The following is a 24,477-nucleotide window of genomic DNA, read 5'->3' on the forward strand; positions in this document are numbered from 1 at the left end:
TAATTTAAAAAACTATTCTTGGATTTTTGATTTCAATTATTATTTGCTTCTCTTTTCGTGAAATGCAAATGAAGTTATTCTTTTTAGTTCTTTTTTTATTCACAGTTACTAACGGGGATACTAACAAATAAATGTCTATATATTCATATATTGGTTTATAGAATGAACATGTAGGATTTATAGCTGAATATAGTATTACTTCGGTATCACTTCCACATCACTTCCGTGTAAAACGCTATTAGTTCCCTATTAAAGCGCTATTAAAACCCTATACTATAATAGCGTTTTAATAGGATTACAATAGAGTATAAAAAACTTTATAAGTACTACTGAACCGGAAGTGATGCCTTATTGCAGACGGATTCACTTGCGTTTTGGGTATGAATACTCCATTTTATACATATCAAATCCTTTAGCCCAATAATCTTTTTTGATTTCTTTTAGTTCAAATCCTTGTTTTTCATAGAATTGATAAGCTACTTGCGAAGTTCTGACGGTTATCTTTTGAACGCTTTTGATGGATTCAAGTTTTTCGATTCTATATTCAAGTAATCTGGTTCCCAGTGATTTTCCTTGGTATTCCGGGTGTAAAATATCCCAACTGATTTTTCCTATCGTTTTATTCTCGGCAAAATTGATTCCACCGCATCCTACAATTTTTTCATTAAAGAGTAGAACGTAATAGAGTTCTCTTTCATTATCCAGGTATTTGCTAAAATCATTCTCTTCTTCCGGTGCGAAGTATTCGGGCGTGTTTAACCTGATTAGATTCATCACGGAACTTTTGTCTATTGATTTGTATTCCCGGATTGTAATCGAATTATTCATTGTGTTTTAAGGTTTTACTGATAAAAAAAGGATGTATCTCGAGATACATCCTCTTGTAAGGAATAGTTGATAACGAGCAACTATTTTATTTCATTTTCTCTATCAGGGAAGTGGTGGAGTAACCTTCCACGAAATCTATGGTAACTACTTCTCCCCCTTTGGCTTTCACTATATCGTACCCGACTATATCTTCCGGTTTGTAATCCCCTCCTTTTACCAGTACGTCCGGTTGTACCGTTTTTATTAAATCGTAAGGGGTGTCGGTATCGAAGAAGATGACTTGGTCAACGAAAATCAATGAAGCTAACGCTAAAGCCCGGGCATTTTCATCGTTCACTGGACGGGAATCGCCTTTCAATTTTTTTACTGAACTGTCGGTATTTAAACCGATAATAAGTTTAGTTCCTAAAGAAGCAGTTTTTGCCAAGTATTCGATGTGTCCTTTATGCAGGATGTCGAAGCAGCCGTTGGTGAAGACGATTTTGTCGTTTCTGTACCTCCACATGCTGATGGTTTTAGAGGCTTCTTCTGGCGTGTGAGCTATTTTTTTCTCTATGTAAGGTAAAAAGTCCATTGGCGTGTCAGATTAGTTTGTTTGTAGCCGTGTCGGGGAATACGAGAACGGGTTTGTGTGATTTGGCTTCTTCGAAATCCATGGAGGCGTAAGAGATGATGATTATCACGTCGCCCACGGCGCATTTGCGTGCAGCCGGTCCGTTCAAGCAGATAATACCCGAGTTTCTTTCACCTTTGATGATATAGGTATCTAATCTCTCGCCGTTGTTGACGTTCACGATTTGAACTTTTTCGTTCTCTATCATGTTGGCGGCTTCCAAAAGAGCCTCGTCAATAGTGATACTACCCACGTACTGGAGGTTGGCTTCAGTAACGGTAACTTTGTGAAGTTTAGATTTTACTACTTCTATAAACATCTTCGTGTCAGTTTGATATACGTTTAAAATACAATATTATCAATCAGTCGGATTTTACCGGCGTATACTGCCACGCAACCGACTTTCACGTTGTTCTCTTTCCAATCCCGGATGGTTTTTAATTCGGTGTCATCCACGATTTCGAAATATTCGACTTCAAGGTAGGGGTTTTTGTTGATTTCTTCCGTTACCCATTGTTTTAATTCATCGACGCTCATTTCGGAAGTCAGTTTAGTGGCTTCTTGAAGAACGGCATGGATGTGAGGCGCGTTTTTCCGGTATTCCGGTTCCAGCAGGGTGTTGCGGGAACTCATGGCAAGCCCGTCTGCCTCGCGGATGATGGGGCAAGGTACGATTTCTAAATTATAGTGCAGTTGTTTTACCATGTTTTTAATCACGGCTACCTGCTGGAAGTCTTTCATCCCGAAATAAGCCCGGTGGGGTTGAACGGCATCGAATAATTTGCTGACGATTTGTCCCACGCCGTTGAAGTGTCCCGGGCGTTTGGCTCCTTCCATGACGCTCTCGACGTACCCGAAGTTGAAAACCCGGGTATCTTCCTCGGGATACATTTCCTCGACGCTGGGAGCGAACACGTAATCACACCCGTTTTTCTCGAGTAAGGCGACATCTTTGTCCAAGGTGCGCGGGTAGCGTTTGAGGTCTTCTTTATCGTTGAATTGCGTGGGATTGACAAACACGCTGACAACAGCCACGTCGTTTCCTTCTTTACATGTTTTTACGAGAGAGATGTGTCCCTCGTGAAGCGCACCCATTGTAGGTACGAGTCCCACCGTTTTCCCTTCTTGTTTCAGCTTCTCTATCGTGGTGGTTAATTCCGCTTTCTTTGTAATAATATTCATGATTATAATCTTGAAAATACGGGGTGCAAGTTTACAAACTATTTTCGAGATAATACCATATTGAAAGTTGAAAATTCAAAATGATTACTTAAATAGCGAGTGAATATTAGGGTGTATGGAGGAAAGGGCGTCCAATAATTCCTTGTGGGTAACGCCTTCCCGCATCACGATTAAAACGGTGTCATCGCCCCCGATGGTGCCTAAAACTTCAAAATAGTTCTCGTTGTCGATTAAGACGGTAACGGCTTTGGCATAACCGGGAAGGGTTTTCATGACGGCGATGTTGCCGGAAAAATCGATACTTGAGATGGAATCCGTGACGATAGCCGATGCTTTTTCGTCAGCCTGTTCGTTCTGGATGCTTTCCGGTATGATGTAAATGTAACCTTTGTCCTTGTGAGGTATTTTTGCCACTCTCATGAATTTCAAGTCACGCGACAGGGTGCTTTGAGTTGCTTCCACGCCTAGTTCTTTCAGTCTGAACAATAGTTCTTCCTGTGAACATATTTGCTCGTTCTCGATGAGCTTTCTAATAGATAACAAGCGCTTTGTTTTATTTCTCATAGGTGTTAATATTACGCCCTACAAAACTAATCAAAAATGTTTGATTTTCAATGGATGAATATATTTATGCATAATTATTTATCGAAACACATAAATATTCTTTGTAGTGTCGATTATTAGTTCTATTTTCGCGTATAATTACATATAATCTTTAGTTGATAGAATAAATATGCAGAAATTAAAGAAAGCTCGTCTGGTTCTGGAAGACGGGACGGTTTATGAAGGAACTTCCTTTGGTTACGAGAAATCGGTGTCCGGGGAAGTTGTTTTTTACACGGCAATGACGGGGTATCCCGAGAGTTTGACGGACCCTTCCTACAAGGGGCAAATACTGGTTCCCACTTACCCGATGATAGGGAATTACGGGGTCCCGGTGGATGATGAACGGGACGGGATATCGAAGTTTTTCGAGTCGGACAGGATTCATTGCAAGGCGTTGGTGATTTCCGATTATTCTTCCCGGTACAGTCATTGGAATTCACAAAAAAGCCTCGGAGATTGGTTGAAAGAACAACAGATTCCGGGGCTTTTTGGTATAGATACCCGGGCTTTGACGCGGAAGTTGAGGGATAACGGTGCGATGGTGGGGAAAATTTTGTTTGATGATGAGGACGTGCCTTTCTACGACCCGAATAAGGATAATATCGTGGCTGAGGTTTCTACCAAAAAGATTATGGAGTACGGGAACGGGAAGTATAAAGTGATGTTGGTGGATTGCGGGGTGAAGAATAATATTCTGCGATGTTTATTGAAACGTGACGTGACGGTGAAGCGGGTGCCGTGGAATTACGATTTCACGAGGGAGAAGTATGACGGGCTTTTCCTTTCCAACGGACCCGGTGACCCGGCGATGTGCGTCGAAACTATCGAACATATACGGAAGGCCTTGAAAGGGAATATCCCGATTATGGGGATTTGTCTTGGAAACCAATTGATGGCGAGAGCGGCAGGAGCTTCGACCTATAAATTGAAGTACGGGCATCGAAGCCATAATCAACCAGTGATGAAACCCGGGGGAACCCGTTGTTATATAACTTCACAGAATCACGGGTTTGCCATTGACGAGAAGACTCTTCCGGCAGATTGGGAACCGTTTTTCGTGAACGTGAATGACGGTACGAACGAGGGAATACGGCACAAGAAAAAGCCGTTCTTTTCCGCGCAATTTCACCCGGAAGCGTCGAGTGGTCCGGTAGACACGGAGTTTTTATTCGATGATTTCATCGCCTCGATGAAATCATCGAATATTTTGGATTTATGATTTACGATTTATGATTCCACCGATATCCGGCTAAATCTAAAATCGTAAATCATAAGGTAATCATTAAATTATAGAATTCATAAATCATAAATCGTAAATCATAAATCGTAAATCATAAATAAATATGAAGAAAGTTTTGCTTCTAGGTTCGGGAGCGTTAAAGATAGGGGAAGCGGGGGAATTTGATTATTCGGGTTCGCAGGCGTTGAAGGCACTGCGGGAAGAGGGTATTTATAGCGTGTTGATTAACCCGAATATTGCCACGGTGCAGACTTCCGAGGGAGTGGCAGATAAGATATATTATTTGCCGGTTACTCCTGGATTCGTGGAAGAGGTGATTAAGAAGGAACGTCCGGAAGGGATACTGCTTTCTTTCGGCGGGCAGACGGCATTGAATTGTGGGGTGGAGTTGTACAAATCCGGGGTATTGGAAAAATATAATGTACAGGTGTTGGGGACACCCGTGCAGGCGATTATAGACACGGAAGACAGGGAAATATTCGCCGGGAAACTGGCTGAGATTGACGTGAGAACACCGAGAAGTATTGCCGCCAATAGCATGGAGGAGGCTTTCGCGGCGGTGGATAGGTTGGGATTCCCCGTGATTATCCGGGCTGCCTACACGTTGGGCGGTTTGGGTTCTGGTTTCTGCTCGAACAAAGAGGAGTTGGAACGTCTGGCTTCCAGCGCGTTTTCCTATTCGCCGCAGATTCTCGTGGAAGAGTCTTTGAAAGGCTGGAAAGAGGTGGAATACGAGGTTGTTCGGGATAAGTATGACAATTGCATCACGGTGTGTAATATGGAGAATTTCGACCCTCTTGGAATACACACGGGCGAGAGTATCGTGGTGGCTCCATCGCAGACGTTGAGTAACAGTGAATACCATAAACTGAGGTCAATCGCTATCAAGATTATCCGTCATATCGGGATAGTGGGAGAGTGTAACGTGCAATATGCCTTGGACCCCAACTCGGAGGATTACAGGGTGATAGAGGTGAACGCGCGTCTTTCCCGTTCCAGCGCTTTGGCTTCTAAGGCCACGGGATACCCGTTGGCATTCGTGGCGGCGAAATTGGGCATGGGCTACGGGTTGCACGAGATTAAAAATTCTGTAACGAAGGTGACCACGGCTTGTTTTGAACCGGCGTTGGATTACGTGGTGTGTAAGATTCCCCGTTGGGATTTGAATAAATTCGAGGGGGTTTCCAAGGTGATAGGTTCCTCGATGAAGAGTGTCGGGGAGATTATGGCTATCGGCAGGACTTTTGAGGAGGCTATCCAGAAAGGGATTCGGATGATTGGGCAAGGGATGCACGGGTTCGTAGGTAATGTGCTTAAATCGAGAGATATAGATGAGGAGTTGGCGAACCCGACGGATGCCAGAATATTCGCCATAGCCGGGGCTTTCGATAAAGGGTACAGCGTGCAGAAGATTCACGATTTGACAAAGATAGACCATTGGTTTTTGCAACGTTTGGAGAATATTCACTTGTTGAAAGAAGAGTTGTCAAAATTGAATGGCGAGGAGGAGATTAGCGCGGATTTATTGCGCGCGGCAAAGCAATACGGGTTTTCCGATTTTCAGATAGGTCGGTTGACGATTAAAAATACGCCTCTTTCGCATCACGAGAAGATGTTGAAAGTGAGAGAATACCGTAAAAAACTGGGTATTTTGCCCGTCGTGAAGCAAATAGACACGCTGGCGGGGGAGTATCCTGCCATGACGAACTATCTTTATATCACGTACAATGGCTCTGAAAATGACGTGGCGTACGAGCGTGACGGTCTTTCGGTTATCGTGTTGGGGTCGGGAGCGTATCGTATCGGCAGTAGCGTGGAATTTGACTGGTGCGGGGTGAGTGCTTTGAACACGATTCGGAAAATGGGGTATCGCTCGGTCATGATTAATTACAATCCCGAAACGGTAAGCACGGATTACGATACCTGCGACCGCTTGTATTTCGATGAACTTTCCTTCGAGCGGGTAATGGATATTGTCGAATTGGAGGTGCCGAAAGGAGTGATTGTTTCCACGGGGGGACAGATACCGAATAACTTGGCGATGCGTTTGCACGGGCAGCACGTGAATATACTGGGTACTTCGCCCGAATCCATTGACAGGGCGGAAGACCGTAGGAAATTCTCGTCCATGTGTGATGAACTGGGAATAGACCAGCCCCGGTGGAGCGAATTGACGAGCATAGAGGATATATACGCTTTCGTGGATAAGGTAGGCTTCCCCGTGTTGATTCGTCCCTCTTACGTGCTCTCGGGGGCTGCCATGAACGTGGTGTCGAATAAAGACGAGTTATTGCATTTCCTTGAGTTGGCGGCGGAAGTATCGAAAGAGCATCCCGTGGTTGTGTCCGAGTTTATCGAGCAGGCGAAAGAGGTCGAGATTGACGCCGTGGCACAGGAAGGGGAGGTGAAAGCTTACGCTATCAGTGAACACGTGGAGTTTGCCGGTGTACATTCCGGTGACGCTACAATCGTGTTTCCCGCCCAGAAATTGTACGTGGAAACGATTCGCCGGATTAAAAAGATTGCCCGGTCGATAGCGAGGGAATTGAATATATCCGGTCCTTTTAATATGCAGTTTCTGGCGAAAGACAATGATATAAAAGTAATCGAGTGTAACTTGCGGGCTTCGAGGAGTTTCCCGTTCGTGTCGAAAGTCTTGAAATACAACTTTATTGACATGGCAACCCGGATTATGCTGGGGGAGAAAGTGGAGGCGTTGAACAAATCGGTTTTCGATTTGGATTACGTGGGAGTGAAGGCTTCTCAATTCTCGTTTGCCCGCCTGTTGAAAGCCGACCCCGTGTTGGGAGTGGATATGGCATCGACCGGGGAAGTCGGTTGCATCGGTGAGAATTATTACGAGGCAATATTGAAGAGTATGCTTTCCGTGGGACATCGTATCCCGAAGAAGAATATCCTGATTTCCTCGGGTCCCACGCGTTCCAAAGTAGAGTTGTTGAATTCTACCCGGATGCTGATAGAGAAAGGATTCACGATATATTCCACGGAAGGAACGGCTAAATTCTTCAAGGAAAATAATATCGACGTGAATATTCTTTACTGGCCGGATGAGGATAAGGAACCGAATATCATGGAATATTTGCATGACCGTAAGATAGACCTCGTGATTAATATCCCAAAGAATCACACGAAACGGGAGTTGGATAACGGGTATAAAATCCGTCGTGCTGCGGTGGATTATAATATCCCGCTAATCACGAATGCCCGTTTGGCAAGCGCGTTTATCTATGCAATCTGCAAAGTCAATCCTGACGAAATCGCTATCAAGAGTTGGGACGAATACGGGGAAAGCTGAGAGATAAAAACTAAAAGTTGAGTAAATTGCCGATTTAAAGTAGCGTTTTTTGAACAAATTGCTGTTTTGAATCGGCAATTTTGTATTTTTGTAATCACCATTACAAAAAATAGGTGCTTATGAAGAATAAGAAATTGAAAGGGATACTTTATTTATGCGCTATTCTGGTGTTATTCGCGCTAGGGTTGTTCATTTGGATGAAGACGTCCAAAATAGTGGAGGAGAAGACATTCACGATAAAAGGGCAACAGGAAGCGATTTTCGAGTATAACACGAAGATAGAATTACCTAAAGCGATACGTGTACATTTTGACGGGAAATTAGATTGTGATGCTATATTGATTATCAAGGAAAACGGGGAAGGAAATGCCATTCGTTTCCGTCGTTCTTTCCCGCTGAAAGCCGGAGAACTCAAAGATTACGATTTTCAGACAACTTGGACACATCCGGGTATGATTATCGAGTTACGTTCTAAAGATTGCGAAGTAAACGATGTGGAAATTCATATCGAAGTCGAAGGGTAAGTAAAAATTATTTGTTCTGGTTTACATTTTTGATTAAAAATCGTATATTTGTAAACTCAAATAAAAGTTACTATGGAACAAATATTTTCTCAAAGATTAAAGAATGCGAGGATCATGCAAGGACTCTCTATGGATGAATTGTGTGAAGTAATGGGTAATATTGTTTCTAAACAAGCTATTTCGAAATATGAGAATGGAAAGATGTTACCCAATAGTACTGTGTTGATACAATTGGCAAATGTACTTCACACGAGTATTGATTATTTTTTCAGACCGTTTCAGGTTAAATTAGAAGGAATTGAATTTCGAAAAAAAGCAAAATTATTATCCAAAGAGAAAGCTAAAATTGAAGAACAAGTTTTGGATATGGTGGAAAGATACTTGGAAATAGAAAGTATTCTTAACATTGATTCTACGTTTAGTACTGAATTGGATTATATAGTAGTACGGGATGCCAAAGATATAAGACCTTTAGTTGATCGGCTCCGAGAGGTATGGAAAATAGGTGAAGATCCTATCAATAATATTATAGAATTATTGGAAGAGAATAAGATTAAAGTAATAGAAATTGATGCAGATAATTCCTTTGATGGGCTTAGTGGCTTTATTGGGGGAAAATGTCCGTTTATTATTTTGAATAAGAATTTTTTACCGGAAAGAAAAAGATTCACGGCGGCACATGAATTAGGGCATTTATTATTGAATATAGATCCTGTTTTATCAAGTAAGAAGAAAGAATATTTATGTAATCGATTTGCTAATGAGATTTTGATCTCTGAATCTGTGTTTATTAATCTTATTGGCAACAGTCGGAAAGATATTTCTTTAAAAGAGTTGATAGATATTCAATGTCAATTCGGTGTATCGATAGATGCGTTGATGTATAAGGCGAAAGAATTGAATATCATAACGGAATCAAGATTAAAAACGTATTATATAAAAAAGAATAGAATATCTGATTTTAAAGAAATTGTAGAAAAAAGTCGTTTTCCTGAAGAATGTTCTTCTCGTTTCGAACGACTCGTGTATCGGGCTCTAGCAAGTGAAATAGTTTCATTCTCAAAGGCTTCTGTGTTGGTTAAAAAGCCAGTACACCAACTAAAAGAAAGTTTAAATCTCGTGTAAATGGAAACTGTTGTTGTTAATGATACCAATGTATTTATAGATCTCTGTGATATAGATTTATTGGATGATTTTTTTAGACTTTCTCAGAAAATTCATACAACTGATTTTGTTATGAATGAATTGGTAAAGGAAGAACAACGGGTAAAAGTTGAGCAATTTTTTAATGATGGCTTGTTAGCGGTTAAGACACATTCTGTTGATGAATTATTAGAAATAATTAATTATCAGCAGAAACAAGATAATAATGTGTCTATTACTGATTGTTCCGTTTGGTTATACGCTCAAAAGAATCATTATAGATTACTCACGGGAGATAACAAGTTGCGTAGATCGGCTGTTAAATCGGGAACTATTGTTTCTGGAATTCTTTATATTTTTGATCAGTTGGTAGAACAACATATAATAACTCCTCAAATTGCGTATGATAAACTAAATTTGTTGAGGACGATTAATCAACGTTTACCTGATAAGGATATTTCGGAACGTTTGAAAAGATGGACTGAAATGGTGTCGTGATGTTTGCGGCTAGAATGAGTGAAAAAAAAGGTAAAATAACAGGCAATGAATTGATTTATCCAGATTTTTACCGATATAAGTCCGGATTTTCGTGTATGCTTTTTTGATGTTTTTATGAACTTGGGAATGTGTTACGTTCAGCTCATTCGATATTTCGTCGTAGTTTTTGCCCGCTAATTTCATTTCTACGATTCGCTTTTGCAGGTCGGAAAGGTTATCCATTGCCAGATTCAGTTTTGTGAACAAGTCGTCATACGTGGTGTCATATTCGGAAGTGGTACTGAAAACGAGCGATTCGAAATACTTCAGGTTATTGCGGTCTATCACGTTCTTGTGGCGGAGAAAGCTGATACAACGATTTTTAGACATAGCCAGCAGGTATTGTTTCGTGTTTATCTCTTCCGGTATAGTTTGATATTTCTCGAAAAAACAGATAAACACGTCTTGAACCAAATCTTCGGTATCATCTCTATTCATTATATAGTGATAAATGAAGTTATATATATCACTATAATAGCTTTTGAAGATATGTTCAAATTTCTCCTCGGGCATATTCGGGATTTAAAATTTCTGTTTTTTTCCAAAACCACATCACAAATATATGCGATAAAATTTTTATTTGGACTTGTTGGGGTAAAAATATATTGTTGGAAATAATAAAAAAATATTGGAATAAGGGGGGCCCATTTTTTCACTTAAGCGTTTTATTATAAAAATCAAGTGGTTTTATGCAGATAGATTGGAGCAAATTATTTTCATATATCAACGGTTTTGCGGACCGGAAGACTATCGAGGAAGTGGAAAGTTGGCGTGAAAAGGATTCCCGGAATGAAGAGTTTTACCGGCGTACCCGGGATTATTATGCGAATAGTCCAACCCGGAACGAATCTTTTTCGGAAGGACAATTGGATATTCTTTACAAGAAGATGTTGAAGAGTAAACGAGGCAGGAAACGGCGTGCGTTGTGGCAAAGGACAACGGTGGCAGCGTCTGTTATTTTGTTGCTTTCAGCAGGTGTTTGGTGGTATTATACCGGGAATATGCACGACGAGAGTAAAGCACATGTTCCCGTTCATGCGGCGGAGGTAATCATTATTACCGAGAGCGGCGATAAGTTTACAGCCAAGCAATTGGATTCCGGTATCGCGAGACAAGTTGCCGATAATAAATTGGAATATTCCGCGCGTGAGAACACGAGTGAAGAGGATGCTGCCCGTGTGGAAAAACAGGTGCCGAGGCACACGATAATCGTGCCGCGGGGTAAGACTTTCGAGTTGGTTTTGGCTGATGGGACTTTCGTGTTACTCGGACCTTCCAGCGAGTTGATTTATCCCGTGCAATTTGATTCTTGTTCCACGAGAGAAGTTACTCTTCGGGGAGAGGCTTATTTCGAGGTGACTAAATCATCCAACCGTTTTGCCGTGAACACGGAGCGAATGAAATTGCAGGTGTACGGGACCACGTTTAATGTTTTTGCCCGGGAAAAGATGCCGGTTGAAGCCGTGTTGGTCGAGGGGCGGGTGGGAATCACTCCCGAAAATGGTACCGAAGAAACGATACTCCATCCCGGGGATATGTATTCTATTGACGAAGCGGGAGATATTAAAGTGATGCAGGTGGATTTGGCAGAATACAAGGCAAAACGGAATGGTTATGTCCTTTTCAACGGTAAAACGATAGAACAAATAGTGCGAAGTCTTGAATTATATTATGATGTTGATTTTGTGCACGAGGGAGTAGTTCCGGATACGCGGGAATACGTGTTCTCGGTGAAACGTACTTCCTCTCTTCGGGAGGTTTTGGACGTGATAGTGTCTGTTGCTGATGTTAAATTCGTAATCGACGGGAAGGAGGTGGAGATTACCCGGAAATAGCATCATGTATAAAGAAAAACAGGATACCCGTTTGCCGACGTGCATCCTGTAGAATAAATTAATGGTTCAGTGTGTATCTCGAAAATCACGAACCGGTTAATTAACTCGATAAATATTTAAAAACAAAGTTATGAAAAAAAGTTTACTATTTCGCAATAGGGGCGGTTCTTTTTGTAAGATATGCTTGTGGGTTTGCCTGCTATTGGGAGTTACGAGCGTGAATGCTCAAGACGTTTTATCTAAAAAAATTACACTTGAATTGAAAGATGCCCCCATTATTGAGGTGTTGTTGGAAATTCAAAAACAAACGGATGTGAATTTCGCTTACGGGAAGACGCAATTGGAACAACTGAAACCCGTTACGCTTAGCGTGAAGCAAATGCCGTTGGAGGAGGTTTTGAAAATCGTGTTGAAAGATACCGGTTTTGAGTATGTTATTCAACAGAATACGGTAGTAATCAAGCGGAAAGGTGCTAAAACGCCTGAAGTAGCAAAAATCACAATCACGGGTAAAGTAACAGATAAGGATAATATTCCTTTGCCGGGAGTTACGATTTTGCTGAAAGGAACAACTTTAGGTATCACGACGGATATGGACGGAAAATACTCGCTCACGATTCCCGGCGTGGAGAATCCGGTTTTAGTTTTTTCATTCATTGGTATGAAAAAAGAGGAAATTGCTGTTGACGGGCGAAAAGTTATTGATGTTGTGCTGCAAGAAGAAAAAACAGAGGTAGAAGAAGTTGTTGTGACCGGTATCTATAACCGTAAGAAAGAAAGTTTTACCGGTTCTTCGCAAACTTATAAAGCGGAGGAGTTGAAAGTAGTCGGTAATCAAAACTTATTGCAAAGTTTGAAAACACTGGATCCCGCTTTTGCTATTCTTGAAAACAATCAATACGGTTCCGACCCCAATCGTTTGCCCGACGTGGAAATTCGGGGAAAGAGTAGTATCGTCGGTTTCAAGGAGGAGTTCGGGGAAGATCCTAATCAGCCGTTATTTATTCTGGATGGTTTCGAGAGTTCTTTGCGCACGATTATGGACTTGAGTATGGATAGGATAGCTTCCGTTACTATATTGAAGGATGCGGCTTCCACTGCCATATACGGTGCAAAGGCTGCCAACGGGGTTATTGTCGTGGAAACAAAAGTTCCGGAGGCCGGTAAAATAAGATTAACGTATAACGGGAGTTTTGATGTGTCGTTTGCCGATTTGAGCGCTTATAACCTGATGAACGCGGCGGAAAAGTTGGAGTTTGAACGTTTGGCAGGAAATTTTTCTTCAAATGTTGTAACTCATGAAGAAGAGTTACAAATGCGTTATAATCGTTTATTGGCGAACGTGAAGAAAGGTGTTGACACATATTGGATGTCCGAGCCTTTGCGAATAGGTTTGAACCAACGTCATAATTTATACGTGCAAGGAGGTGACCAGCAGATTCGTTTCGGGTTGGGGCTGAATTACACGAATATAGAAGGTGTGATGAAAGAGTCGCGTCGTCAGTTGGTAAGTGGAAACTTGGATTTGTTGTACCGGGTTGGTAAATTGAATTTCCAAAATAAATTAACTCTTGATTTCACGAAGACCACGGACCCGATAGTTCCTTTCTCGGAGTATTCAAGAGCAAACCCGTATTACCCTAAATACAACGAGTTCGGGGGAATAGATAAATGGCTGGAAACACCGGGTGCAGGTGATACTCAATCTTCAGACGGGGGAATCTACGTGCCGAATCCACTTTGGAATGCTTCATTGAACAGTTATAACGAGGGGGATACTTATGATATGCGCAATAATCTGGATATAGAATATCGTCCTTGGGATTTTTTATATGTTCGCGGACGTATCGGGGTATCGAAATCGGTATCGACAACAGAAGTTTTTCGTTCACCAGAAGACACGCAATTCGATGAAACAGAGTCATTGAAAAAAGGTTCTTATTCTGATAGCCATTCCGAATCATTCGGGTATGACGGCTCTTTAACAGTAACTTACGGACAACTATTGGCCGATGCACATCAAATCAATGCTGTTCTCGGGCTTTCTTTTTCGGAAAGCACCAGTGATTCTAAATCTTTTTCCGCGATAGGTTTCCCACGCGGAGATTATACTACACCCGGTTTTGCCAATTCGTACACGGAAAACAGTAAACCCGGTTATAGCGATGCCAAAAAGAGAGCGGTTAATTTTTATTTTAACGGTGGATATTCTTACATGAATCGCTATTTGCTGGATGTCAATTTAAGAGCTGACGGTTCATCTGTATTTGGGTCTAACAAACGTTTCACCACGACGTGGGCTATCGGGTTGGCATGGAATCTTCATAACGAGGATTTTATAAAGAATAACACGAATTTGTTTTCCATGTTGAAAATCAGAGCTTCTATCGGTAACCCGGGTAACCAGAATTTCGGTTCATTCAAAACGATTAATACTTACAAGTTTAACAACTGGATGCAGAATAATTTTGGCACGGGTATTTTGGTAGACGCCTTTGGAGATCCGGATTTGGATTGGCAGAAGACATTGGATAAAAATATTGGTGCGGATGTGAGTATGTTCAATAATCGATTCCATATTACTTTTGATTATTACCACAAATTGACGGATCCTTTATTAGCCTCCATCGGGGTTGCCATGTCCGTGGGAGTCACTTCCCGTTTGGCAAATATCGGAAAGCAAGTTGACAAAGGATTTAACGGAACGATAAAATACTCTTTCATTTATAAGCCTAAAGAGCGTGTAAATCTGACAACGAGTTTGACTTTCCGGAGAAGCAAGGCGTATTATGATGGCATCGAAACAAAATTGGGAAAATACAACAACGAGAATATCGGGAAAAATTTGTCCCGTTATTTTGACGGCGGTAGTCCGACAGCTTTATGGACCGTTCGTTCGGAGGGAATTGACCCTGCCACGGGAAAAGAAATTTTCTTGACAAAAGACGGACGTAGAACATTTACTTACGATTATGAAAATGAAGTACTTGTAGGTGATACTCGTCCGGATTTGGAGGGGGTATTCGGCAATGTTTTGTATTTTAAAGGTCTTTCGGCTAGTATTTATTTCAGGTATAGTTTTGGGGCTGATGCGTTCAACTCTACTTTGTACAACAAGGTGGAAAATATTTCGAGAGAAGGTTTACAAAAGAATCAAGACAAACGCGCGCTGTATGACCGTTGGAAAGAACCGGGGGACAAGGCCAGATTCAAAGGAATAGCCTTGACGGATGTTACCCAAATGTCATCTCGTTTCGTGCAGAAAAATAATTATATCGTGCTGGAGTCCGTTCGATTGGGATACGAATTGCCGTACAATTGGATAAAGAAGACGGGTTTTTCAGGAATGTCGTTAAGTGCCTACATGAATGATATTTGCCGGATTGCTTCTTTGAAAGATGAACGCGGTATTGATTATCCGTTCGCGAGAAGTGTTACGTTTGCTATCTCGGTTAATTTTTAATTTTTGACAATTATGAAAACGAAATTTATATCTGTTTTTCTCCTGTTAGCTGGAATATGTAGTGGATGTTCCGATTGGTTGGATGTGAAACCCAGTGACAGAATATCGGAAAAAACAGCTTTTTCAACTATTGCCGGTTTTGAAGAAGCGTTAAATGGTATTTACGTTGAATTGAACAACGATAACTTGTACGGTCGGGCACTAACATGTGAATTTGTGGAAATCTTGGCACAGCGTTACGCTATCCCGGAAGAGAATAAGAGTCTCTATTCTTTAGCGAATTACGAGTATGATGGAGCTTATTCCAAGAGTAAAATTGAATCTATTTGGCAAAAGGCTTATAGCTTGATTGCCAATACTAATCTGTTGATAAAGAATTGTGAGGTAAACCGTGCCGTTCTATCGGACGATTACTATCATTTGTGCCGGGGTGAAGCATTGGCTTTACGCGGGATGTTGCATTTTGATTTATTCCGTTTATTCGGACCGGTTTACGGGGCTTCCTCGGAAACACTTCCTTATTACGAAGAGTTTGTGTTAGATGTAAACCCTTCTTTGCCGAGCGATAAGTTTATGGGTAAGGTGATAGATGATTTACTGAACGCGGAGAAAGAGTTGGAGATTGATCCCATAATTACGCATGGAGTCCAAGGCGATTCAAGAAATGTCTTTTTCCAATATCGTAATTTACGTCTTAATTATTATGCAGTACAGGCTTTGTTAGCCCGGGTTTACATGTATATCGGAAATACGGAGAAAGCGAAAGAATACGCGCTGAAAATTATTGAAATATCGGAAAAGTTATTCCCGTGGGTAGATCCGATGACGATGGGAACTGATGGGACTATTCCCGATAGGATGTTTTCGACCGAGGTATTATTCGCGTTGCAAAATTTGAATCGTAATTCAATATTTACCTCTCTGTTTGACGCGCAAAATCTGAAATTGCAATCATCATTATTGATTCCCCGTTTCGATGTTGTAAGACAAGTTTTTCAAAAAGCAGGAGGCTCGGGAGCTGATTACCGGTATAAATATTTTTTGTCTTCCGCTACATTTGACTTTGATGGAGAGAGTTATGCACTTTATGACCGTTATCAAGGGCAAGATTCATTGTACCAGCAAATGATACCTATGTTAAGAACAAGCGAGATGTATATGATTGCCACGGAGGTGACAGAAGATCCCGAGGAAGCAACCGACTATCTTAATACCTTGCGGGTAAACCGGGGATTGCGTGAAATCTCTTCGACACAAGTAGAACAGTCTTTGGAAGCGGAATGGCTTAGGGAGTTATATGGAGAGGGACAATTGTTTTTCTATTACAAGCGGAAAATGAAAACAGAGATTCAATCGGCATACGATCCGTACGGAACGAAAACAATCAATCTGTTGAGATATGTATTACCCATTCCAGACGGGGAAACAAAATATAATTAAAGTTTAAGTTATGAAACGAATTATTTATATGCTTATCCTGTTCATGATCTTTTTGGGAGCATGCGAGGAAAAAATAGATGTATACGAGGGTGCAAGTGGGATTTATTTTGACCCGACGGAAGCCGTGTTAGACACGATTGTGGTGCCATGGGGATTGAAGAATTCAGACATAAAGACGCAAAATATGAATCTGCGAGTGTGCTTGTTGGGAGATGTGGCTGATTATGACCGAAAATTCACGATTCAGGTAATCGCAGATGAACAAGATACTTTGAGTGCCGTGGAGGGCGAAGATTTCCGTCTTCTGCAAAAAGAATACGCGATTCTCGCGGGAAAAGCGGATGCGTTGGTGGAAATCGAGTTGTTGCGGGCTGATGATCTTATCGAACGTCCCCGGCGTTTTACGTTACGACTGGAAGAAACTCCGGAATTGGGATTCCTGTATTCTCGTATGCAAACATTAATTGATACTGCTCAAGTAACTTCACTGCGAGCGATAGATTATCAACGTGTCATACACATGGATGAACGTTTTCAAACCCCCGTGTGGTGGTCGCTTTATGGCGAAAACTTCTTTGGTAAATTCTCAACGAAAAAGGCTATATTTATTTGTGACCAAATGGGGTACGATCGTGAGGATTTTGTTGCTTCTTTCGTGGAAAGCGGTTTGAATAAAGGTAAGTTGAGATTTGCCGCGAGATACTTGCATGAATACCTTCAGGAGCATCCCGAATTGGATGAGGATGGAGAACCGATGACAATGGGACCTGATGCGCAGAAATAATTTTAAATATAGCTAAATAAGAGCGTTATGAAAAGATATTTGTTTTATATATTATTGGGGTGGTGGGCATTTTCCTCCTGTTTCGATGACAAGGGAAATTACGATTATCGCGAGATTAACGAGTTGTCCATTGCCGGAATCGGTAGGGATACGACTTACACGCTGATGGCTTTCGCGGATGTACTTCGTCTGCAACCGGAAATAGCTTCTACTTTAGAAAAGGATGAATCCGAGTACGAGTATGAATGGAAATTGATACCCAGTGGAATAGATATTAATGAAGTGAAAGACGGGGAAGATTTTGTTATCGGTCGGGATAAAAACTTGGAATGGTTAGCCGAGGCGAATGCCGGCACTTACGCCGGGTTTTATATCGTGACGGACAAATCAACGGGAGTTGCCTATCGGGAGCGTTTTTCCGTACGTTTGACAACAATGACGAGTGAAGGATGGTTGGTGCTTTGTGACATGGGGGGAGAAGCTCGTCTTGATATGGTAGTCAATAGGGATGAAACAAAGGATATTATTGCCAAGAATATTTGGGCAAACCAAGATTTTTCAGTGGGGAAACCCTTGAAGTTACTTCCTTGCTGGTTCCGTAATAAACATTCTCGTATGTTACTTGTTTCGGAAAAAGGTACTTACGAGATTGATAAATCGGATATGCACGTGGGTGAAGATACTGATTTCAAATGGTTTTTTGGAATTGTTCCGGAAGTGGTAAATCTTCAGATGGCTAAGTTCTCGCAACGTTGTACCCAAGGAGAAGACCGTTGGACACTTGTTACAGAAAGCGGGGATGTCTATTCCGAGCTTGCCGCTAACGGGGTCGGTTTTTTCGGGTATCCGGTGAATTTTATCAAGGGGGAACGGTTCGAGGCGGCTCCTTTCGTCGGGGTGATGAATCGCTGGATTTATATCGCCGGTGCTTCGGACCCGGTTCCGGTGATGCTATATGATGCCACGAACCGTCAGTTTGTGAATATTAAGCAAAAAGAAACTTATCCTTCCGTGATGGAATTTTCCGGGGATAAAAAGTTTGATGCACGAACCGGGCGGGATTTTGTAGCAGGGGCGAGTACGTATAGTTCGTTGGGCGAAGGGCTCAATTGGGTTGTTTTGAAGGACCCGAACACGAGGAGGCATTACGCTTATGGGATTCTCATGGGATACGACGAGAAAAATGAACAAAGGTTCTACGAGGAGATTAAAGGTCCCGGCTTGGAAAATGCGACTCAATTTGCCTTTAGTAATAACTATAATCATATTTATTATCTCAGTAACAACACGATTTATGCTTTTGACGTTGCTTATCCCGACGAAGAAGCGATACCGGTATTGACATTCCCGGGAGAAAAGATAAAAGTGATAAAATTTGAACCTTTGGTGTCTAATAATTCTTGGGGTGCTACTGATTCATGGCAAAGAAAACGCGCTTGGCGATTAATCGTGGGGTCTACGGTGGATGGTATGGATGAATCGGAATGTGGTGTCATGCGGACCTACGATACTCCTCAAGATTTGCGGAAAGGTAAGTTTGAACTACATAAAAAACACGATAAACTGGGAAATATTGTGGATATCACGTATAAAGAACCTGATAAAAATTAAATATTGATGAAAATGAATTGGATAGTCTGGTTAGGCAGTATGATTTTGGCTGCCTGCCAACCCTCTCCTCGTTACGTGGTAGAGGGACAGATAACCGGTTACGAGGGGCGAATATTGTTGGTTACCCCGAGAGTGACGGGAACGTGGGATACCTTGGGAAATGTATTGTCGGCAGATGGCACGTTTCTCTTTGAAGGAAGTGTAAAAGAACCGGTTATGGCGGAAATCGTGGCTCCGGACACGAGATTACGAGTGCCTATACTTGTTGAAAATAGCGAGTTTAAAGTGGAAGCGAATATACCGGATGTTTCAACTTATGTCATAAATGGAGGGGGAGTCCTGCAACAGCAACGGAATGAATTGCGGAAAAAAGAGTTGGAGATAAAGGTGCAAAAAGATTCGATGCGGTTAGAATACGAGAAAATTTATGGCAATGATTACTTCGGTAAACTGCAAATACGTGGTTTATTGTCTAAAATGGATGAGCGTTATAGTGAAGTTGAGAGTGATTTTGTTCGTCAACACGATAATCTTGTCGGTGCTGCCGTCGTGTACGGGCGTATGCAAACTTTTTACAGGGCAAAACGTCTACACGAGAGATATGCTTTGCTGGGTGAAAACGCTCGTAAAACAGTGCCGGGGCTTTTAATGAAGCCGTATGTTGATAAAGAGTCACGAATCATCGTCGGGGGAACCGCTCCCGATTTCAAAATGGTAACTCCCGAAGGAGATTCGCTTTCTTTGTATGATATAAAAGCAAAAGTAAAAATACTGGATTTTTGGGCTTCTTGGTGTGGACCTTGTCGCGCGGAAAATCCTAATGTCCGGAAAATTTATCGCAAGTATAAAGACGCGGGATTGGAAATCGTAAGTGTATCTTTTGATACCAAAAAAGAGGCATGGATACGGGCGATTCAAGAGGATAAATTAAACTGGATTCATTTGTCTGATTTAAAAGGATGGAGTAGCATAGCTTCCAACCTGTATGAAGTTCACGGCATTCCTTACGTTTTCGTGTTGGATGAAAACAATCGAATTATAGCTGAAAGCCTAAGGGGAGAAGCATTGGAAGAATGTATTGTTGCAGCTTTGAAAGGAACGGAATAGGCTTGTTTCTTTAATAACTATTTGAAAATGTAGAGGGTGTGTTTCGACACACCCTCTCGTCCATAAGGCCTGAAAGTCTGACAATATCAAGATACGGAAAGGTCAAGCACGGGAAAGGGAAAAGATGTTCTCACGTCGGGTTATCGAAGTTCAGTCGTTTCGAAACGGCTGGACAATGACGGAATAACGGTTGAAGAACGAGAGAAGGGGCTGATTGAGGTCTTAACGTGAATTGTAATATCTTTATTGTCTTGCTTAATAATGTTCTAAATCTCGTTGATTTTGCCTAACTTTGTGGTTTAAATGCAAGAGAAATGAGCAACGGGTTATATCCTATCGGTATTCAGAATTTTGAGAGCCTGCGGAAAGACGGGTATCTTTACGTGGACAAAACAAGGTTGATTTATAGGCTGGTAAAATCAGGGCGTTACTATTTTTTGAGTCGTCCGCGTCGGTTCGGGAAAAGTTTGCTTATCTCGACGATTGAGGCTTATTTTCAAGGAAAGCGTGAGGTGTTTCATGGTCTTGCCATGGAGGAGTTGGAAAAAGAGTGGCTGCAACATCCTATTCTGCATCTTGATTTGAATATCGAGAAGTATGATTCTGTCGAGAGCTTGGGTAATATTCTCAATGATAACTTGACCCGGTGGGAGAACCTTTACGGGCGGGAAGCGTCGGAGGTGTCGTTCTCGTTACGATTCGCCGGGGTTATTCGTCGGGCTCACGAGCGGACGGGGCAACGGGTGGTAATTCTTGTTGACGAGTACGATAAACCGATGTTGCAGGCCATCAATAACGAAGGGTTGCAACGGGAATTTCGTAATACGTTGAAACCGTTTTACGGGGTTTTGAAAACTATGGACGGGGATATCAAGTTCGCTTTATTGACAGGTGTTACCAAGTTCGGGAAAGTCAGCGTGTTCAGTGACCTTAATAATCTGAATGATATATCCATGGATAACCGGTATGTCGCTATATGCGGGATGACGGGGGAAGAGATTCATCGTTATTTCGAGGCTGATTTGCACGAATTGGCTTCTGCCCAGAACATGACGTACGAGGAGGTATGCGCCCGGTTGAAAGAGTCTTATGACGGGTATCATTTCGTGGAAAATTCCGAGGGAATTTACAATCCCTTTAGCGTGTTGAACACCTTTTACAAGATGAAATTCGGTAGTTACTGGTTTGAAACGGGAACCCCGACTTATCTGGTGGAATTGTTACAGAAAAACCATTATAATTTGGAACAAATGTCCCGGGAGGAAACGAGCGCGGAGGTGTTGAACAGTATCTACGCGGACGAGAGCCCGATTCCCGTGATTTATCAAAGCGGGTATCTCACGATTAAGGATTATGACCCCCGCTTTGAGAATTATGTTCTTGGATTCCCGAATCGTGAAGTGGAGGAGGGATTTGTCAAGTTTTTGATGCCGTTTTACACGAGAGTGAACAAGGTGGAAACACCTTTCGAGATACAACAGTTTACACGAGAGATTGAAACCGGTAAGCCGGATGCTTTCTTGTGTAGGCTTCAGAGTTTTTTTGCCGATACGCCTTACGAGATTATCCGGGATTTGGAAGTGCATTACCAGAATGTACTTTTCATTGTTTTTCGTTTGGTGGGCTTTTACGTGAAAGTCGAGTATCACACGTCGGAGGGAAGGGTTGATTTGGTGTTGCAGACAGACCGTTATATTTACGTGATGGAGTTCAAGTTGGACGGAACGGCGGAGGAGGCTCTGCGTCAGATAGAGGAGAAGCATTACGCTCGTCCGTTCGAGGCTGATTCCCGGCAGTTGTTCCGGATAGGAATTAATTTTGACAATAAAACTCGAAATATCGGGGAGTGGATAGTGGAATGAAAATAGGTAATAAATATTTAACAGAATGCAGATATTAAAGAAATATTGGAAAGACTTTGTCATTTTTTGGGGATTGTTCGTGATATTCGTGGGAGGAATATTTTTCTTTTTTTACTTGGTTTCCGACGGGAAATTAGGTTTTATGCCCACGTTCGAGGAGTTGGAAAATCCGAATAATAGTTTTGCGACAGAGGTGTATTCTGCTGACGGGAAAATCATCGGGAAATATTTCGAGGGTAGCGAGAACCGTCGTTACATGGAATATAAAGATATTCCCCAGAGCGTGATTGACGCGTTGATAGCCACGGAGGACGTACGTTTTTATGAACATAGCGGTATTGACGTGCGTGGTCTGTTCCGTGTGGCAAAAGGAATGGCGACAGGTAATTCGGCTGCCGGGGGAGGTAGCACGATTACCCAACAGCTGGCAAAGATGTTATTCCCCAGAGAGGCAAACCAGAACTTCATGGAATTGGCGATGCGTAAGTTCCGGGAATGGGTGATTGCCGTGAAGTTGGAAAAGAGCTACACGAAAGAGGAAATCATCACCATGTATCTCAATAAATTTGACTTTTTGAATTTGGCGGTTGGTATTAACTCCGCGGCAAATATTTATTTCTCTACTTCTCCCGATTCATTACGGGTAGAGCAATCGGCCATGTTGGTGGGTATGGCGAAAAATCCTTCACTTTTCAATCCCGTGCGCCGACCGGATAAAACGTTGGGACGCCGGAACGTGGTGTTGAATCAGATGTTGAAATATGACAAGATTTCCGAAACGGAATACGATTCTTTGAAGAATTTGCCGTTGGGACTGGATTTTCATAAAGAAGACCATAAAGAGGGTATCGCTACTTATTTCCGGGAATATATGCGTTTGTACCTGACAGCTAATAAACCGGAAAAGAAGAATTACAAATGGAATAAAGATCAATATGCAGTTGATTCGCTGGCATGGGAGAGGGACCCGCTTTACGGGTGGTGTAACAAGAATCTGAAATCCGACGGTTCCCGTTATAATATTTATACCGACGGACTGAAGATTTACACGACACTGGATTCCCGGATGCAAAAATACGCGGAGGAGGCGGTGACCGAGCATTTAGGGGGAACGTTGCAACCGACTTTTATGGCGGAAAGAAAGCATAAAGCGAATCCGCCTTTCTCCAATGACCTGACGAAGGAAGCGATTAATGAAATTTTGAATACTTCTATCCGGCGCACAGAGCGCTATCGCTCCATGAACAAAGCTGGCAAGAGTTTTGCCGAAATCAAGAAAGAGTTCGCTAAACCGATAGCCATGTCTGTTTTCACGTGGAATGGAGTGCGTGACACGACAATGAGTCCGTTGGATTCTCTGAAGCATTATAAATCGTTCTTCCGTGCCGGATTTATGGCAATGGAACCCGCTACCGGACATATCAAGGCGTACGTGGGAGGTCCTAATTATCATTATTTCCAGTATGATATGGTGAGCACGGGTAAACGGCAGATCGGATCTACTATTAAGCCGATTCTTTACACCTTGGCGATGCAGGAGGGATTGGAGCCCTGTCAGAAAGTGTTGAACGTGCAGCAAACTTTCGTGTTGCCGGACGGGACTACATGGACGCCCCGCAATTCGACAAATAAGCGTGAGGGTGAGATGGTTACTTTGAAATGGGGGTTGGCGAACTCGGTAAATAATATTTCCGGTTGGGTATTGAAGCAATTTACCCCGGAGGCAGTGGTACAGATGGCTCATCGAATGGGTATTAACAGTTTTATAGATCCGGTGCCTGCTATATTCTTGGGTTCTTCGGAAGTTTCCGTGAAAGAGATGGTTTCCGCTTTTTCCGTGTACGCGAATAAAGGAGTGTACAATTCGCCGATAATGGTGACCAAGATAGAGGATAAGTACGGTAATTTATTGGCGACGTTCCAGCCCGAATCCCGAGAGGTAATCACGGAGAATACGGCTTATTTGATGGCGAATCTTTTGAAAGGTGTTATTGATGAAGGAACCGGTATCCGGTTGCGCTATCGTTATAAATTTACCAATCCGATCGGTGGGAAGACCGGAACGACACAGAATCACTCCGACGGTTGGTTTATCGGAATCACTCCCGATCTTGCCGGGGGAGTGTGGGTTGGAGCTGAAGACCGTTCCATCCATTTCCAGAACTTGGCGAATGGTCAAGGAGCCAGTATGGCTCTCCCGATTTGGGCATTATTTATGCAAAAAGTATATGCCGATAAATCGCTTGCCGTTCCGCAACGAGATTTCGAAAAACCGAATGGCGTGAATAAAGTCCTTGATTGTGATGACGAGGGTGACGAGGTGGTCACTGAATCCGATTTCGTGGATGAAATTTTTGACTAATACAATTGAAAATTGAAAGTTGAA

At 42.2% G+C, this 24,477-nt stretch carries 19 protein-coding genes; 13 read left to right on the forward strand and 6 right to left on the reverse strand.

The window, feature by feature from the left end; translation table 11 throughout:
* Window positions 1-363 precede the first annotated feature (363 nt).
* The 5 genes from CS948_RS09170 to CS948_RS09190 form a co-directional block, all read right to left on the reverse strand.
* Window positions 364-828, reverse strand: coding sequence for a GNAT family N-acetyltransferase (locus CS948_RS09170; protein WP_099291381.1), 465 nt, complete (start codon window positions 826-828; stop codon window positions 364-366).
* Between the two features lie 85 nt (window positions 829-913).
* A complete protein-coding gene (gene rfaE2, locus CS948_RS09175) occupies window positions 914-1,333 on the reverse strand; it encodes a D-glycero-beta-D-manno-heptose 1-phosphate adenylyltransferase (RefSeq protein ID WP_255301930.1) in 420 nt (139 codons plus the stop codon).
* Between the two features lie 76 nt (window positions 1,334-1,409).
* Entirely contained in the window at window positions 1,410-1,760 is a 351-nt protein-coding gene (gene panD, locus CS948_RS09180; protein ID WP_099291383.1) for an aspartate 1-decarboxylase, read from the reverse strand.
* A 23-nt stretch (window positions 1,761-1,783) separates the two neighbouring features.
* On the reverse strand, window positions 1,784-2,623 hold the full coding sequence (panC, locus tag CS948_RS09185) for a pantoate--beta-alanine ligase (RefSeq protein ID WP_099291384.1): 840 nt from the start codon (window positions 2,621-2,623) through the stop codon (window positions 1,784-1,786).
* A gap of 84 nt (window positions 2,624-2,707) precedes the next feature.
* Window positions 2,708-3,187, reverse strand: coding sequence for an arginine repressor (locus tag CS948_RS09190; RefSeq protein WP_099291385.1), 480 nt, complete (start codon window positions 3,185-3,187; stop codon window positions 2,708-2,710).
* Window positions 3,188-3,356: 169 nt separating this feature from the next.
* On the opposite strand from CS948_RS09190, the gene carA reads away from it, so the two are divergent.
* From carA to CS948_RS09215, 5 genes are all read left to right on the forward strand, one after another.
* Window positions 3,357-4,448 (forward strand): glutamine-hydrolyzing carbamoyl-phosphate synthase small subunit, encoded by a 1,092-nt coding sequence (gene carA / locus CS948_RS09195; RefSeq protein WP_099291386.1) that lies wholly within the window; start codon window positions 3,357-3,359, stop codon window positions 4,446-4,448.
* Window positions 4,449-4,572: 124 nt separating this feature from the next.
* Window positions 4,573-7,785 (forward strand): carbamoyl-phosphate synthase (glutamine-hydrolyzing) large subunit, encoded by a 3,213-nt coding sequence (gene carB / locus CS948_RS09200; protein WP_099291387.1) that lies wholly within the window; start codon window positions 4,573-4,575, stop codon window positions 7,783-7,785.
* Between the two features lie 119 nt (window positions 7,786-7,904).
* A complete protein-coding gene (locus tag CS948_RS09205) occupies window positions 7,905-8,309 on the forward strand; it encodes a hypothetical protein (RefSeq protein ID WP_099291388.1) in 405 nt (134 codons plus the stop codon).
* A 72-nt stretch (window positions 8,310-8,381) separates the two neighbouring features.
* Window positions 8,382-9,434 (forward strand): helix-turn-helix domain-containing protein, encoded by a 1,053-nt coding sequence (locus CS948_RS09210; protein ID WP_099291389.1) that lies wholly within the window; start codon window positions 8,382-8,384, stop codon window positions 9,432-9,434.
* Complete coding sequence (locus tag CS948_RS09215; RefSeq protein WP_099291390.1) at window positions 9,435-9,950, forward strand: hypothetical protein; 516 nt, start codon at window positions 9,435-9,437, stop codon at window positions 9,948-9,950. It begins immediately after the preceding gene.
* 9 nt (window positions 9,951-9,959) lie between these two features.
* Here CS948_RS09215 and CS948_RS09220 read toward each other — a convergent pair whose 3' ends face one another.
* Complete coding sequence (locus CS948_RS09220) at window positions 9,960-10,502, reverse strand: sigma-70 family RNA polymerase sigma factor (RefSeq protein ID WP_099291391.1); 543 nt, start codon at window positions 10,500-10,502, stop codon at window positions 9,960-9,962.
* A gap of 176 nt (window positions 10,503-10,678) precedes the next feature.
* On the opposite strand from CS948_RS09220, the gene CS948_RS09225 reads away from it, so the two are divergent.
* From CS948_RS09225 to CS948_RS09260, 8 genes are all read left to right on the forward strand, one after another.
* Entirely contained in the window at window positions 10,679-11,824 is a 1,146-nt protein-coding gene (locus tag CS948_RS09225) for a FecR family protein (protein WP_099291392.1), read from the forward strand.
* Window positions 11,825-11,954: 130 nt separating this feature from the next.
* Window positions 11,955-15,287 (forward strand): SusC/RagA family TonB-linked outer membrane protein, encoded by a 3,333-nt coding sequence (locus CS948_RS09230; protein ID WP_099291393.1) that lies wholly within the window; start codon window positions 11,955-11,957, stop codon window positions 15,285-15,287.
* A gap of 12 nt (window positions 15,288-15,299) precedes the next feature.
* Window positions 15,300-16,727: a RagB/SusD family nutrient uptake outer membrane protein gene (locus CS948_RS09235; protein ID WP_099291394.1), complete on the forward strand. Its 1,428-nt coding sequence runs from the start codon at window positions 15,300-15,302 to the stop codon at window positions 16,725-16,727.
* A gap of 10 nt (window positions 16,728-16,737) precedes the next feature.
* Complete coding sequence (locus CS948_RS09240) at window positions 16,738-17,511, forward strand: DUF4843 domain-containing protein (protein WP_099291395.1); 774 nt, start codon at window positions 16,738-16,740, stop codon at window positions 17,509-17,511.
* Window positions 17,512-17,538: 27 nt separating this feature from the next.
* Complete coding sequence (locus CS948_RS09245) at window positions 17,539-19,122, forward strand: PKD-like family lipoprotein (RefSeq protein ID WP_099291396.1); 1,584 nt, start codon at window positions 17,539-17,541, stop codon at window positions 19,120-19,122.
* Between the two features lie 12 nt (window positions 19,123-19,134).
* The gene (locus CS948_RS09250; protein ID WP_176554989.1) at window positions 19,135-20,229 is read left to right on the forward strand and encodes a TlpA disulfide reductase family protein; all 1,095 of its coding nucleotides are present in this window, start codon (window positions 19,135-19,137) and stop codon (window positions 20,227-20,229) included.
* A 314-nt stretch (window positions 20,230-20,543) separates the two neighbouring features.
* The gene (locus tag CS948_RS09255) at window positions 20,544-22,091 is read left to right on the forward strand and encodes an ATP-binding protein (protein WP_099291398.1); all 1,548 of its coding nucleotides are present in this window, start codon (window positions 20,544-20,546) and stop codon (window positions 22,089-22,091) included.
* A 31-nt stretch (window positions 22,092-22,122) separates the two neighbouring features.
* Window positions 22,123-24,453 (forward strand): transglycosylase domain-containing protein, encoded by a 2,331-nt coding sequence (locus tag CS948_RS09260; RefSeq protein WP_176555030.1) that lies wholly within the window; start codon window positions 22,123-22,125, stop codon window positions 24,451-24,453.
* Window positions 24,454-24,477: the final 24 nt, after the last annotated feature.

The sequence above is a fragment of the Butyricimonas sp. Marseille-P3923 genome (genome assembly GCF_900184685.1).
Taxonomy (GTDB): Bacteria; Bacteroidota; Bacteroidia; order Bacteroidales; family Marinifilaceae; genus Butyricimonas; species Butyricimonas muris.